At 48.4% G+C, this 14,990-nt stretch carries 13 protein-coding genes; 6 read left to right on the top strand and 7 right to left on the bottom strand.

Annotated elements, in window-relative coordinates; all coding sequences use genetic code 11:
* Window positions 1-135 precede the first annotated feature (135 nt).
* Together BUB30_RS07975 and BUB30_RS07970 are read left to right on the top strand one after the other, a co-directional pair.
* Window positions 136-1,140, top strand: coding sequence for a GlxA family transcriptional regulator (locus BUB30_RS07975; protein ID WP_073132573.1), 1,005 nt, complete (start codon window positions 136-138; stop codon window positions 1,138-1,140).
* A gap of 360 nt (window positions 1,141-1,500) precedes the next feature.
* Window positions 1,501-4,818: a CheR family methyltransferase gene (locus BUB30_RS07970; protein ID WP_073132571.1), complete on the top strand. Its 3,318-nt coding sequence runs from the start codon at window positions 1,501-1,503 to the stop codon at window positions 4,816-4,818.
* Here BUB30_RS07970 and BUB30_RS07965 read toward each other — a convergent pair.
* Window positions 4,793-5,185 (bottom strand): response regulator, encoded by a 393-nt coding sequence (locus tag BUB30_RS07965; RefSeq protein ID WP_073132569.1) that lies wholly within the window; start codon window positions 5,183-5,185, stop codon window positions 4,793-4,795. The two genes, BUB30_RS07970 and BUB30_RS07965, sit on opposite strands and share 26 nt — an antisense overlap.
* Window positions 5,186-5,549: 364 nt before the next feature.
* Complete coding sequence (locus tag BUB30_RS07960; protein ID WP_073132568.1) at window positions 5,550-6,140, bottom strand: hypothetical protein; 591 nt, start codon at window positions 6,138-6,140, stop codon at window positions 5,550-5,552.
* A gap of 209 nt (window positions 6,141-6,349) precedes the next feature.
* Here BUB30_RS07960 and corA point away from each other — a divergent pair, with 209 nt between their 5' ends.
* A complete protein-coding gene (gene corA / locus BUB30_RS07955) occupies window positions 6,350-7,315 on the top strand; it encodes a magnesium/cobalt transporter CorA (protein WP_073132566.1) in 966 nt (321 codons plus the stop codon).
* Window positions 7,316-7,449: 134 nt separating this feature from the next.
* Here corA and BUB30_RS07950 read toward each other — a convergent pair whose 3' ends face one another.
* The gene (locus tag BUB30_RS07950) at window positions 7,450-8,142 is read right to left on the bottom strand and encodes an outer membrane beta-barrel protein (RefSeq protein WP_073132564.1); all 693 of its coding nucleotides are present in this window, start codon (window positions 8,140-8,142) and stop codon (window positions 7,450-7,452) included.
* A 389-nt stretch (window positions 8,143-8,531) separates the two neighbouring features.
* On the opposite strand from BUB30_RS07950, the gene BUB30_RS07945 reads away from it, so the two are divergent.
* Entirely contained in the window at window positions 8,532-9,041 is a 510-nt protein-coding gene (locus tag BUB30_RS07945; RefSeq protein ID WP_073132562.1) for a DinB family protein, read from the top strand.
* Window positions 9,042-9,084: 43 nt separating this feature from the next.
* Here BUB30_RS07945 and BUB30_RS07940 read toward each other — a convergent pair whose 3' ends face one another.
* On the bottom strand, window positions 9,085-9,345 hold the full coding sequence (locus tag BUB30_RS07940) for a hypothetical protein (RefSeq protein WP_073132560.1): 261 nt from the start codon (window positions 9,343-9,345) through the stop codon (window positions 9,085-9,087).
* 41 nt (window positions 9,346-9,386) lie between these two features.
* Window positions 9,387-10,154 (bottom strand): DeoR/GlpR family DNA-binding transcription regulator, encoded by a 768-nt coding sequence (locus BUB30_RS07935; protein WP_245804046.1) that lies wholly within the window; start codon window positions 10,152-10,154, stop codon window positions 9,387-9,389.
* 107 nt (window positions 10,155-10,261) lie between these two features.
* On the opposite strand from BUB30_RS07935, the gene BUB30_RS07930 reads away from it, so the two are divergent.
* Complete coding sequence (locus BUB30_RS07930; protein ID WP_245804045.1) at window positions 10,262-11,518, top strand: MFS transporter; 1,257 nt, start codon at window positions 10,262-10,264, stop codon at window positions 11,516-11,518.
* 36 nt (window positions 11,519-11,554) lie between these two features.
* Here the strand turns inward: BUB30_RS07930 and BUB30_RS07925 are convergent, their stop codons facing one another.
* Both BUB30_RS07925 and BUB30_RS07920 read right to left on the bottom strand, forming a co-directional pair.
* On the bottom strand, window positions 11,555-12,199 hold the full coding sequence (locus BUB30_RS07925) for a 3-keto-disaccharide hydrolase (protein ID WP_178377048.1): 645 nt from the start codon (window positions 12,197-12,199) through the stop codon (window positions 11,555-11,557).
* A 119-nt stretch (window positions 12,200-12,318) separates the two neighbouring features.
* Window positions 12,319-13,779 carry a hypothetical protein gene (locus tag BUB30_RS07920; protein WP_073132554.1) on the bottom strand — a complete coding sequence of 487 codons (1,461 nt, stop codon included), beginning with the start codon at window positions 13,777-13,779 and terminating at the stop codon, window positions 12,319-12,321.
* A gap of 287 nt (window positions 13,780-14,066) precedes the next feature.
* On the opposite strand from BUB30_RS07920, the gene BUB30_RS07915 reads away from it, so the two are divergent.
* On the top strand, window positions 14,067-14,930 hold the full coding sequence (locus BUB30_RS07915) for an alpha/beta hydrolase (protein ID WP_073132552.1): 864 nt from the start codon (window positions 14,067-14,069) through the stop codon (window positions 14,928-14,930).
* The last annotated feature ends 60 nt before the right edge of the window (window positions 14,931-14,990 follow it).

The raw sequence follows: 14,990 nt of genomic DNA, 5'->3' as shown, positions 1-14,990 counted from the left end.
TTTATTTGACTGTTTTTTTTAAGGGCAAAAGTGCCGGGAGAGTAACAAGAATAAAACCGGCATTTGCGACTTTTTAGGGGGGCATTAATGACATGAAACCTTGATAGATTTGCGATATCAAAATCACAAAATGCCATGATAAAAGTTTCCTTGTTAATTCATGAAAATGTTTACTCGTCGTCCGTTGCCGGTGTGATCGATCTGTTCACCGGGGCCAACTGGTATTTTGAGCAAGCGGGAAAACCGCCCGCTTTTAAACTGGAGTTGGTCAGCGAAAAAGTAAAGAATATACAGTTGGATGTTCCCGCGCAGTTTATCTGCTACGTTACCATGGAAGAAGTGACCCAAACCGATTTGATCATCGTCCCCGGATTTAGGGGAGAGAACCGGTCTATTCTAAAAAAGAATAAAGCCATCACCAGCTGGATAAAAAAAATGCATCAGTCAGGAACGGAGGTCGCGAGCCTCTGTGTGGGAAGCTTCTTCCTGGCGGAAGCCGGTCTGCTGGATGACAAGATAGCCACCTCCCATTGGGCAGCTGCGGATGAAATGCAACAGCTATATCCTTTTGTTAAAGTAAAATCAGACATGGTCATTACCGACCAGGGAGGGATCTATACCAGTGGCGGAGCTTTTTCGTCCATAAAGCTGGTCCTTTACCTGATCGAAAAATTTTGCGGAAGAGCGGCTGCCCTTTGGATCAGCAAACGTTTTTCGGTGGACATCGACCAGATAAGCCAGGCACACTTTGCGGTATTTACAGGTCAGCATCAACATAAGGATAATGAAATTCTAAAGTCCCAGCTTTATATAGAACAGCATTATTCAGCCGACATCGGCATCGGGGAAGTGTCTGCCCAATGCAATACCGGGAAGCGAAATTTTGTCCGGCGGTTTAAAGCTGCTACCAACAACACACCGATAGAATATCTTCAACGTGTGCGCGTAGAAGCGGCTAAAAAGGCACTGGAAGACAAAGACTGGCCCTTGGATGAAGTGATGGGCGCGGCGGGCTATAAAGACATGAAAACATTCAGAATGATCTTTAAGCGGATCACCGGGCTTTCACCGCGTGATTATCGAAAAAAATATTCAAGAGTCGTTAATTCAATAGAGGAAAGCGGAAAGTGTTTCGATTGAGGGTTGAACGATTCAGGAAAGTCGCCAATAAAAATGAGGTATTCTCTCTCTCTTCCCTCGCAGGTACATGGCGGGAACAGTATATGACTAAATCTTCGTTTGAAGGTTCCGAAAGAATTTGAACGGGGAATTTGCCAGACACATGAGTATTTTTATTCAAGTCGAAACTCACGGAATAGTTTGTGGTAAGAATGCATTTTGGAAGGAATGGCTCAAATGACCTCAAGGCCTTCGTTCTGAACATTTTCACTGGAAGGAAGCTCTTGTGAAAAACGGCCAGATTCCGGCTACATCTTTGTATATTGAGGCAGCGGCAGCGTGTTTCGTTGCCACTGAGTTTACGTACAAGTTTACCCACCATTGAAAAAGACAAAATCTCACGCGATAAAAGAAAAACCGGTAAAAAGAACATCTAAGCCCACGCCGCCACCAAAACCCTTCCCCATTGTTGGGTTTGGCGCCTCCGCCGGTGGACTTGAAGCATTTATCAGCGTTTTACAACACCTCGACCCGGCGTTGGGCATGGCCTATGTCCTGGTGATGCACCTCTCGCCCAATCATAAAAGCGCCCTGGCCGAGATCCTGCAGACAAAGACAAAAATGAAGGTGCATACGGTAAAAAACGGCATGGAAGTCGTGGCCAACCATGTGTACGTCATTCCCCCCAATACCTTTATGAGCCTGGTGGATGGTCACCTCAAGCTTGCTCCCCGCTCATTAACAGCCATCGGAAACTTTGCCATCGACTATTTTCTAACAGCGTTGGCGTCTATCTATAAGAATAATAGCGTCGGTGTGATCCTGTCCGGAACGGCAACAGACGGAACGCTGGGCATGAAGGCCATCAAGGCAGAGGGAGGCATTACCTTCGCTCAGGATCAGTCGGCAAAATTCCCGGACATGCCAAAAAATGCATACGACTCAGGATATGCTGATTTTATGCTGTCGCCGGAGGAGATCGCCGAAGAACTGGCGCGTTTCGTGAAGCTTCCGCATACCAAACTCCAGGCAAACGGTAAAGGAAATGGCGCCGATAAAGCTATTCATGACGACCAGGCAACCCTGAAAAAGATTCTCCACCTGGTGCTCATCAAGACCGGTGTCGATTTCTTTCAGCATTATAAACAGGCGAGTGTCCATCGGCGCATTGTTCGCAGGATGACCTTAAAGAAAGTACTCGTGCTCGACGACTACCTCAACATACTGCAGACGGATGAAGCGGAAATAGCGGCGCTCTACAACGACTTTCTAATCAACGTAACGCATTTCTTTCGCGATCCCGATTTCTTCCGGGTGTTGGTTTCAAAAGTGTTTCGTTCAATGTTGGCCGACCGGAAAACATCAGACCCCGTTCGCATTTGGGTGCCGGGCTGCGCCACAGGAGAAGAGGCTTATTCCATCGCCATTACCTTGATGGAATACCTCGAAGAAAAAGAAATCAGCATACCCTTCCAGATCTTTGCCTCCGACCTCGATGGCAAAGCCATTGAAAAAGCGCGCATAGGCATCTATCCATTGAGTGCTTTGCAAAACGTGAAGCCCCAGCAGTTGAAGCGCTATTTTAAAAAGGTGGATAATCACTTTCAAATTGCCAAACACGTGCGCGAGGCATGTGTATTCTCCAGACAAAACCTGCTGAACGATCCGCCGTTTTCGCGCATGGATATCATTAGCTGCCAGAATGTGTTGATCTACCTGGAAAGCGAGCCGCAACGGAAGATATTGCAAGTCTTCCACTATGCGCTTAAACCCTCGGGATATCTCTTCCTGGGCAAATCCGAAACCATTGGCTCGGCGAGTGAACTTTTTGATCCCTTGGATAGAAAGATCAGGATCTATTCGCGAAAAGACACGGGTGGTTCGCGTGTCGATTTTTCCATGCGCCCCACGGAGGCGCTTCAGCGGAATGAAGCTTTGCAAACGGACCGGTCGCCCCAATCCGACATTGAGCGTGAAGTGAGCAAACTCTTGATCGCCCGCTTTGTGAGTCCATGCATTGTGCTGAACCAAAGCCTTAATATTATTCAATTCTACGGCGTCACGGCTCCCTATTTGGCGCCGGGTGTTGGCAAAGCGAGTCTCAACGTACTGAAGATGATTCGCGAGGACCTGCTGGTCGACCTGCGTACATTGTTGCAGCTGGCCAAGAAAACACAACGGCCGGTGGCGAAGGAGAAAATATCGCTGCGCAATCAAAAGGTGAAATCCGAAATAGGCATTGAAGTCATTCCCAGGAAGATGGAACAGGAAATATTCTTCCTGGTCGTTTTCAAGGAAACCCAGGCACCCGCCCAAAAAGAAAAGGAGGGGAAGAAGTCGCCTCTGTCGGGGGACAAGAAACAAAAAGTGATCCTGCGACTGGAGGAAGAACTCCTGGAGTCGCGTGAGTTGATACGCACGACCAACGAGGAGTATGAAACCACATACGAAGAGTTACAGGCCAACAACGAAGAGATCCTGTCTTCCAACGAGGAGTTGCAAAGTGTGAACGAAGAACTGGAAACCTCCAAGGAGGAATTGCAGTCGGCAAACGAGGAGCTCACTACGATAAATGAAGAACTACAGAAACGCAATGTCGAGCTAAAGGAATCTCAAAATTATGCGCAAGCCATCGTCGACACGGTGAACAGCCCGTTTTTAGTACTCACCGCCAATTTGCAGGTGCGTCTTGCCAACAAATCGTTTTATGACACCTTCAAACAGACGGCGGAAAAAACGGAGGGAAAATTTATTTATGAATTGGGCGAAGACGCCTGGGACATACCCGAACTGCGCAATCATTTGAACGCCCTGTTGGGCCGGAAGACCAGCTACCTCGAATTTGAATTCAGACACTTCTTTCCACGCGCCGGAGAACTTTTCTTCAACGTCAACGCCTATCGGCTCACAAAGATTGACCGCGACGAAACACTCCTTTTGCTTGCCTTCAATAATGTGAGCGACCTTCAATTGGCCAACCGGGAATTGAAATCGCTCAACGAGCAGCTCGAACAATTTGTTTTTATCTCCAGTCATGATCTGCGCGAACCGTTGCGGAAAATTGAAACGTTTGCCAACTACCTGGCCGATCATAAAAACCTGGATGCCTACGAGCAAAAATATGTTGAGAAGATCAACGCCACGACCGTGCGCATGTCGACGCTTCTGAAAGATCTTCTTCGCTACTTCGTTGTGCTGAAGGGCGTGGGAGGGCAACTGGAGCCGGTGGATATTAATCTGACGATTAAAAATGTTTTGAAAGATCTCGAGCTCCTTGTTTCCGAGAAAAGCGCTGACGTCAGGACAGATGCGCTTCCCGTCGTGAAAGCCAATCCCCCTCAAATGGATCAGTTGTTTTATAATTTGATCAGCAATGCGCTAAAGTTCAGCAACGGCAAATCGAAGATTGACGTCACCGGAGAAGAAGTGACGCCCGGGCACCACACACAGTATGGATTGAGACGCGAAAAGCAATATGCGTGCATTCGCGTGAGGGACAATGGCATTGGCTTCGACCAAAAGTACGTGGCAAAAATATTCAACGTCTTCCAACGCCTCAACGACAAACCCGAGGCGAGCGGCTCGGGCATGGGGCTGGCGATCTGTAAAAAAATTGTGTCTGATCACGGTGGCGTCATTGCCGCAGAGGGACAGGAGGGCCTGGGCGCCACCTTCAGGATCTTTCTGCCGGAGGACTAGGAACGAGAATCAACGCTTTGATACTTTCGACCAATTCGTTAAACCGGCTCGATTTCGCAACGAACGTGACATTCTTTTCTTCGGGATGCTGAAGATGGGGATTAAAAGCCGTGCTGAACATCACGATGGGCACATGCTGCAGGTGGTCAATAGATCGAATAGCATAAACGCATTCGTATCCATTCATTTTAGGCATGTTGATGTCAACAAAAATGAAGTCGGGTGTCTCCGGATGAGAACGAAGAAATTCCAACGCCTTTTGGCCGCTGTCGTGTTGGACACACGAAATCAATTCATCGATGGCACGCAGTGCTTCACAAAACATTTCCCGGTCGTCCGCATCGTCGTCAACGTTTATGATGAGCATAAGGAGAGGAATTTGATGAAAATAGCCTACATGGCCGTACCCAAGCTACGATAGTTGGAGGTCCAATGCTAACGGTTTTGAATAAATCAAGAGATTCCTCCTCCCAGCTATGGAAGGTGAGGAAATATTTCCCCGTTACGACGGAGCTACAGCAACGGGTTGAATTCAAAAAGAGACACGACCGCCCCTGCACAGGTTCGTGCGTATCGGCATCATAAATGCGACATGTTATGCCAGCCTGACTTAGTGATGTGCGCGCCAAGTGCGATTGTAATTCATCGTCAGTGCGTGCGTAGCGCTGGTTTTGAAAGTTGCGTTTAACCCCAGGCTTTAGCCTGGGGTTAATGATTTTTTGGATGGTCGACTATTTAGCCTCTTTTACGATAAGCTTCCCGAGCTCTTTGCCGGATTTGGCATAAGCTTCCGTCAGGCGTGCGCCGGTTTCCCAGTCCATACCCATGGCTTGGTAACCCAATGCTTTGAGGATGGTGATCTTGGCCACTACTTTGGAAGGGTTGGCGGTTTCAACCACTGTTGCTTCAGCATCGATGTAGGCAGGCTTGCTGGCTACACCTACGTTGAATCCTACTTCGGTGCGGGTGGTGTGGAAGATGATGGTGTATTGCGCCTTTTCGTCTACCGATGACATCTCCGAGTACTTGGCAAACAATTCGCGGAATTGTGGTTCAAAACGCTCTTTGCGGTCATTGACCCAGGCTTCCGTAAACTTGTCGCCGCGGCCGGGTTCTTTTTCATTAAGTTCATTTTTTCGTTTATCAAGGTATTCCTTCTCGGGGATGCTTTTCCCGCCAATCAGCATGTCATTGTACGTGAACTGCGTGTTGACAGACTTTTGACCTTTTAAAGGAGCCAGGCTTCCTTCAACGATTTTGATCTTCTGGGCATACCCCGCCAGTGACAGGGCCAGCAATGCGGCCGTGATAATTTTCTTCATAAGAGGATTTTTGGAGTTTGAAATATGAAGAAAGCAAACTTCTGTGCTTATCGCAAAAAATACCGTATCAAATTATGGTCATCGTATCGCTTGGTCGCGCAGCATAGGCCAAGGAGCCGGTTGCCACAGCTTCCGCGAAGGCAATCCTGGCCTTAGCGAAGGAGACTTATTTTCTTTAAATTTAAGTAGACCAACGCCCACCCTGATCCATGATCGTCGACTGCGCCGAATACCACGAAGGCTGCAGGGTCACCAAAGTGGCCATCGCAGACATCAACGAAGTTTTAAAAAAGCCCAATCGTTTTGTGTGGATCGGCCTGCAGGAGCCCGATGAAGCCATGCTCAAAACCATACAGAAAGAGTTTGGCTTGCATGAGCTCGCCATCGAAGATGCACTCCGTGCCCATCAGCGGCCAAAGATCGAAGCCTATGGCGACACGCTTTTTATTGTGCTCCGCACCGTGCAAATGAAGGGCAAGCGGGTTGAATTGGGAGAAACGCATTTTTTCGTGGGACACAATTTCATCGTCACCGTCCGGCATGGTTCCACCATCAGTTATGCGGAAGTGCGCGCCCGCTGCGAAAGTACGCCGCAACTTTTACGTCGAGGGCCCGCGTTTGCACTCTATGCCCTCATGGACGCTATCGTGGACCAATACTTTCCGGTCATCGACACGCTCGAAGATGACCTTACCTCTATCGAAGAAAAGATCTTTCATGAAAAGTTCAGGCGTGATACGACCGTAAAAATTTACAAGCTCCGACGCCAGCTCCTGGATGTGAAACGATCGGTGTCGCCCCTGATCGACATCTGCAATCGCCTGATGCGCTTCGATTTGAAAATCATCGATGACGACACCCGGCCGTACTTCAGGGATGTATATGACCACACGATCCGCATCAACGAAATGGTCGATAACTCGCGTGAGTTGCTTTCGGCTGCCCTGGAAGCCAACCTCTCTATGATCACCATATCGCAAAGCGAAATCTCCAAAAAATTTGCCGGATGGGCGGCGTTGATCGCTGTGCCCACCATGATTGCCGGAATCTATGGAATGAATTTTAAGTCCATGCCCGAACTGCAGTGGACGTGGGGCTACCCGTTTTTCCTGGTGTCGACCGTTGCTATTTGCATGGTACTCTACTATCGGTTTAAGCGATCGGGATGGTTGTAGCTATTCAATTTTATGGATTGGTGATTCAAAACTAAAAGTAATTCGCCACAACGAGGATACCATAGGTTGGCTTACGGAGGATAATCACATCCAAAAGTTGATCGGCATGCAATGGATAGCGGCGTTCAATTTCGCTATCGATAGAGCCCAAGGGTTGCCGACAGGAGGATGACGTTGCTGCGTTGCCAGGAATTGAATCCATCATTAAAGTCCGTTAGACTTTTGTTATAATGCAACATGAAGGTCAGGTCTTTCTTTTTGGAGAGCGGGATCACGTATCCCGAATAACCCGATACTCCAAAATCCCGTTGACTGGTGAGCCGGCGTGTGTTGCCTTGGGTCCGGTCGTAGTGCGTTGTGACGCCGGTGGTTTCGTTGGTCTGGTCTTCATATATTTTTATACGGGTCATCACGCTGTAAAACCCGCCAGCACCGATCAGCAGACGTTTGTTTTTTAGCAAATGAAACGTGGGCATTAAAGCGGCCGTAACATAGTGGAGATTTGTTGAAATAAGACTAGTTACTTCTGTGGTCACGCCATCTCTCCAGTATCCGGCCCCAAATTGAGTCTTGCTGCCTTTCAATTCATACAAGGCCCTTATTTTTAGCTCAAAGGTTTTGGAAAACACGTGCGATATACCGCCTCCAAAAGAGTAGCCTATTTTGTTCTTATTGACCTCGTAATAGGTATCACTTTTTAACAAGCCAACACCCGCGGTCAATTCATACTTCGAGATGATTTTTTTATTCCGAACATCCGGCAGCGACTGTGCCAACGCCGTTGTCGTGAGGCAAAGGCAAACGAAAAGGGAGCAAAATTGTTGCATGAGAAAAACGGTTTTGTTTCTGATAACTTTTCTCTTTGCTTTTTGGGGGGTGAAGCAAATAATGATGGATGAAGGTACGCCATAATAGCGAGACCGTTGTGAACGCCGTTTGATTTTTTTAAAATACCCCAGGGTCAGGGCCTTTATTTCTGCTAACGGTCAATTTTAGTTATGATGGTAATCAAGGAGGCTCGGGGTCGGGGTCTTGTGGTCTGGATTGCCCCCGACTGTCTCATGGACGGCCACCTTCTTCAACCGCTGAGTTGTCCTTGACGAAAGCTGAAAGCGTCGAAAATTTGCCTCGATGAGATAACCCCTCAGGATTTTTTGCAAAGGCTGAGACATACGAAGAACGTGGTTAAATTGCATGTTCACTTACGCGTACTAAAATGGCTTCTGCTTTACCCGAAGTGTGGCTTCGGGGCCCACTTCCAAATGTGCCGCCCCTGTCGCAACCCATTGCTCATGCACTCTTACAGGCCTCTGAAGAGATCAGTGCAATGATGAACGACTTTCCGGAGGAGTTGCTTTGGCAACGCCCCGCGGGGGTAGCTTCGGTTGGTTTTCACTTGCAACACCTTACCGGGGTACTGGACCGGTTGTTCACTTACGCTGTAGGAAAGCCTCTGGATGAAAATCAATTGCGTTATTTAAAAATGGAAGGGGTGGAGTCGGATCAACTGACCACTGGCTTCCTGGTGAATGCGTTTAGGGAACAGGTGCAACGTTCCGTCCAGCGGTTGATAGAGATCGGAGACAAGGGGCTGACGGATCACAGGGGCGTAGGTCGTGCGGGTTTGCCTTCGACCGTGATCGGTCTGCTCACGCACGCGGCAGAACACACGATGCGCCACACGGGCCAACTGCTGGTGACGGTTAAAGTCCTTCGAAATCGCTAGGGGATCAAAGCGATGGATGCACCTGCAAAACCGGAAAAAAATGTTAACGGAGCAATTTCGTCGCCCCCACATCAAAGCAGGACAGCGAGGCTATTTCGCCAAGCCGGATGACGATTTTTCTTTGTGAAGGTTCCGGTTCCATTGGGGTGCAGAGGATGTCTCCATTTTCAATGGAATTGAGGAAGAAGAGCGATGAGGGACCATGGGGATTTTTTTTGAAGCGGATTTCGAGGAGCATTCCTTGTTCGAGATTTTCGGCGATAAAAGCCACCATCTTGCGGGGGTCGGTTGTTGTTTTCTTCACAACAGCTTTAACAGAAAGGGTAGGGGAATGTTTTTAGAAATTTACATCACTGTGATCCCCGAATCTTTAAATGACTCTTCGGCAAGTTCTTTCCCCTTATCATCTGTGATAATCACGTCGACCGACAGCGCCGGGCAAATGAAAAATGCTTCTGCGGTGTTGATTCGCTCGTTTGGGGTTAAGGCAACGACTTTTTTTGAAACTTCAACAATCGCTTTTTTAACCTCGCTCTCCTCGTAGTGGATGGTGGTTACCCCGATCGTTGGGTGAATGCTGCAGATCCCCATAAAATAGATATCGGCCCGGACGTTCCTCATAAAATTAATGGTGTCGTGCCCGATCGCAGCAAACGCGGTTTTATTTAAACGCCCCCCGGCAAACAACACTTCGATATTGGGATGGGATTCCAGTACGTTCACAATGGGAAAGCTATTGGTCACCACGGTGATCTGCAGGTCCCGGGGAAGAATGCTTGAAATGGCCATCGCCGTTGTGCCGCCGTCGAGCACGACCACCTGGCCGTTCTGTAACAACCCCAAAGCCTTCTCGGCAATCGCGCGCTTCACTTCGTTTTGATAATTTAGGCGATCCGCAAAATGATGGGGCGTTGGAGAGTGCGGAATGGCACCACCCCGGACCGCTTTTAACAAGCCCTGGTCGGTAAGCTCTTTCAGATCGCGCCGCACCGTATACTCCGAAACCTTTAGCTGTTCGCTCAAGGTCTTCAGCGTCACTTTCTGATCTTCCGAGAGCCTGTTAAGGATCAGCTGGAACCGCTCTTCTTTTAGCATGGTTGCAATATTATGCATTTTTTAGGCCTTTTATTGCCCTAAAATACAAAATTGTGCGATTAACTCACTTTATTGTTGCAATAATGTGCAATTATTATCATAATTGTTGCATAATATCGCACAACATGACAGCAGAAAGCAGAGAAATCAAATCCATCGACGGCGCATTGGCGCCTACGGTAAGTGTTACTGACCAAGAGCGCAACGGCATTCCGGCAAGTGAGGAATTGCAGCCCAGTCTGTCCCGATTGCGCATGCATCGCATTTGTGTAGGGGCCATCTTTTTTATGCACGGCCTCTGCTTTGCCAGTTGGGCATCGCGGATCCCCAGCATTCAGGAAAAATTGAGTCTCACCGCGGCCACGTTGGGGACCGTTCTTTTTGCATTGCCCGTCGGCTTTTTCATTTCCCTTCCGTTTGCCGGGTGGTTTGTGGGCAAAGTGGGGAGCAAAAAAGTCGTCGTGCTGTCGGCGGTTCTTTATGCTTTGTCACTGGTCAGCATCGGGACAGCATCGCAGGCGTTGGAATTATTTTTCTGCTTGTTCTCTTTCGGGTTCTTTGCCAACCTCCTCAACATTTCGATCAACACGCAGGCCATTGCCGTTGAGCGCCTGTACAAAAAGAAATTAATGGCATCGTTTCATGGCTTGTGGAGCCTGGCGGGGTTCACGGGTGCGGCGGTGGGTACGTGGATGATTGGAAACGGGTTTGCTCCCTTTCCGCACTACGTTGTCATCTGCATGGTGTTTCTCCTCGCCAATGTCGTCTGCTCGTTTTATCTGGTCACAACCGATGAGGGCCAGGACGAAAAGCGTCCTCTTTTCGCGATGCCCGACAAGTCGCTGATCGGTCTCGGCATCATTGCGTTCTGCTCGATGATGGCGGAGGGCGCCATGTTCGATTGGAGCGGTGTGTATTTTATCAAAGTTGTAAAAGTAAAACAGGAATTTACCGGTCTCGGCTACACCACTTTTATGATCGCCATGGCCGGCATGCGCTTCATGGCCGATGGACTTTCCCATCGGTTCGGGCTAAAGAAAATCCTTCAGGCCAGCGGTATGCTGACCACCGCGGGATTGCTGGTGGCCGTGCTCATGCCGCAGATGTTGACCTCCCTGGTCGGTTTCTTTTTGATCGGCATGGGCGTTTCATCGGTCGTTCCGCTGGTGTATAGTGCAGCCGGAAAATCAAAAACGCTGTCGCCGGGAACGGCGTTGACGGCCGTCTCCTCGCTTGGATTTATGGGACTTCTGATTGGGCCTCCCATCATTGGATTTATTGCAGAGGCAACGAGTTTGAGAATTTCATTTCTGGCCATCACGATCATGGCACTTGCTGTGGTGGCATTTTCTTCGCGGATGCGCGAAGAACCTAAACCATAACCGCGGCGCGACAGATGGGGGCGATGTGACGGAAGATCAAAGTTCGCGGATGCGCACATTCTTGAACATGACCAGCATGTCCTGGCCGCCGTGCAACTGCAAAGCGATGTTGCCACTGGCATTGCCGGGATCATTTTTCAATTCGGCCGAAACAATGCCGTTGACGGTGACGGTGATGTCGCGTCCTTTGGCGGTGATGCGCATGGTGTTCCACGCGTTGGGTTTGTAATAGCGGCTCACCTGGTCGGCCGTCGGCTTCACCACCCAGGCCCGGCCGTTGGTTTCATAGAGTCCGCCGATATCGTCCGTGGGATGGACCTCGGCCTGGAATCCGCGCACGCCCTCAATACCTCCCACGACATCGGTACGGAAATAGATGCCACTGTTTCCACGAATGGACTTGAAGGTAACGTCCAGCACAAAGTCCTTGTAGGTTCTATCCGAAACCAGCAAGCCATGACGCTGTTCGGTGACCGGACTTCTTCCAACGATGGTGCCTTCCTCCACCGTCCATGTCCCACCCGGGAGTGCATGCCACCCTTTGAGCGTTTTTCCATCGAACAATTCCGTCCATTTATCCTGGACACCGGCGGTCATTAGGTCGCGATGTGGCGCATCGATAAAAGACGAGAAGGTGCCTGCTACCAGGACCATCAAAAAAACGCGTATGATATTTTTCATGGTGATCGTCATTAGATCCTCAAATTAACAATACTTTTTGCGAAGCGACAGAGGTAATATCTTTTACACGGTGAGTTGTGTATTTTATCGGTCCCTGGTCATTTCATATGACGCCACCGTCACTTAACCAGTCTCTGACCAATAGTGTTAAAAAGAGCGCACGGATATTGGAGGCGACTTTCACCAAATTCCGTGTAGTCAAAATCTAAAACCTTCGTACCCTGCATCAAGTACAGAAGTACCGTGTTGTCCGGCAGGAGAAACCAAACAGAGCTATTTTTGTTACCGTCAATGATCTCAAAGAAGATCGCTTTTTTGATAAAATTTTCAGCAAACCTATAATTACAACCACAGTCATTTTGCCTCGAAACTCTAATGGCCTCTTCAACGTCAAAGGATAATGGAATATTTCGTTCTTTAGACCATTCAAGACTCTTCACATACTTGTCATGTCTGGCCCACGTTTCAGGGGTCTTATTAACATTTTCAATATTATAATCGTTGATTGCTCGGTTGTTGAAATAATATATGTCTAGCACGGCTTTCGGATGGTCCTTAAGGAATTTGAGGATAAAGTCAATGCCCTGTACCCTTGTGACTATTTCTTTATAGTCTTTTTTAACCGAATCTCGCGAGTATAGTGAGTGCGTTTGTTTTATGGCCATAAAGTTGAGACGAACGTTGTCGTACATTAAATCGTTTTTCAAAACAACTTTGATTGTGGTAGGCTCATTCCCGATATAGCGTCCCCGCCCATAGACCTCCTCGAAAGACTCAATCTTAAAGTCGGATTCCAACTCTCGAATTTCAGCTTCATACGTATAAGCCGATAGTTGATATAGCGTCGGCATGTAATAATCGATAGTCTTTTTTGCTAAATATTTTAAAAGCTGCTTGTTGCGCAACGGCTTTGTAACGGTTTTGATTGGAATAATATCAGCTAGATTTTCCTCAATACTGAAATCCGCGAGCGTATCTCCCGTCATGGTGATCCAGGGCATGTAAAAACCAGAATTGCGTTTCCTGGAAATTATTTCACTAGAGCGAATGCCAGACTTATATAGTTGCACGCGATATTCATCCCTGTAGTTGCGATGTATCCCGTAGCAGCACCCGGCTTCAACGAGACTGCGGAAAAACTTCTTATAGTTTGCTATCCGGGCCAATTCTTTTTTCATAAACGCCTTCTGCTGAGGGTTCCATATGATCTGTCGTTTGTTTGAATATCGTTCAAGAATTTCCGCTGGATGGAGTTTAATCCAAGTCGTGTCGATGCCATAGTCAGCTATTGAAAAACCTCGAGGGGTCGCTTGTTCAATACCACGCACTAACCTTTTTACGGTTGACAACGATAGATCCTTGCCGTTAACCTCGTAGGTATCATTCTTTCTAATAAGTCTATAATAATTCGTTTGATAAAGACAGTCAATTGGGGCGAGCGACGTCTCCGACGGCCAGTTGACATAATACGTATTGTGTTGGACAACAATGCTATCGGGATTACTCTGTGCACGCAAACCAAATACAGGGGGAGCAATTAACAGTATGATGAGTAAGAGTTTTGCCGGGTTCAGGTTCATAGTTTCCAAAAATTCAAGTTGATCATCCGCGAATTAGTCGATAGCCGTGGTAAAAGGATGACTTATAGATTCGCGGCCCCTCCATATTCCATAAAACGCAAAAAAAATTACAGGCTCCCAAAGAAAAACGGAAAGATTTTGTGTCAAAGGGTAGGCGTCTACCGATGCGCCCTTTGGTGCGCGATTTTGAATTTTACATTTATCGCCTCTGATCATTTTATTTCACTAACGTGCGCCTTATAAATGCATCTTTTTGATTAAATTTTAAAGTATTATATCGAAATATCATGAAAGCACCCTTCACGATCGCCTTGTTCTTTCTCGCCTGGAACGTCAACGCCGCCATCGACTCGCTCGTCCACAAACGGGTGGTCTACAAGGTGGCCGACACCAGTTCGCTGCACCTCGACATCTTTTATGCGCCGGAGGCCCTGAAACAAAAGAACAATACGGCGCTGGTCTTCATTCATGGTGGTGGCTGGGCCTATGGCAGTCCCTCGGAGTTTTTTGGAGCGTGCCGGCGTTATGCAAAAGCCGGTGTCATTACCTTTTCAATTCAGTACAGGCTCTCCAAAGATGCGAAAGGCAACGTGCCGGTGGCCGGTATCACACCCGTTGAGTGCGTGAAGGATGCGCGGTCTGCGATGCGTTGGGTGCGGGAACATGCCAGCGAATTTTCCATCGACCCGCAAAAGATCGTGGTCGGCGGACAGTCTGCCGGTGGACACCTTTCCTATGCCACGGCCTATATCGATCAACACAATGAAGCGACCGACAACCTGAAGGTGAGTCCCATGCCCAACGCGATCATCTCGTTTTCCGGGACAACAAATTGCATGGAAGCCTGGTGCGACATGCTGCTCGGCGAAAAGCGCAGCCAGATCTGGAGCATCTCGCCCGCCCACAACCTGAAGAAGGGCATGCCACCAACGATCGCCTTTCACGGACAAGAAGACAACGTGGTGCCGCTCTGGACGATCCAGTTCTTCAAGCGCGACACCGAGAAACTCGGCAACCATTTCGAACTCATCACCTACGAAGGCCGCAAGCACTACCTGGGCGCTGGCAACAAAACCTATTCGAATCTGTTCGATGAGGAAATCCTGGAGAAGACCGATGATTTTTTGCGGCGATATGGTTTTTTAAAGTAGCGGTCTGCAGTGGCGTATGACGCCTTCATCACCTGAGGGAAACTAATCTTCGGTAAAGCA

Origin of the sequence: Chryseolinea serpens, from assembly GCF_900129725.1 — a bacterium.
Classification (GTDB): Bacteria; Bacteroidota; Bacteroidia; order Cytophagales; family Cyclobacteriaceae; genus Chryseolinea; species Chryseolinea serpens.
This window is presented reverse-complemented; position numbering and strand designations above follow the sequence as displayed.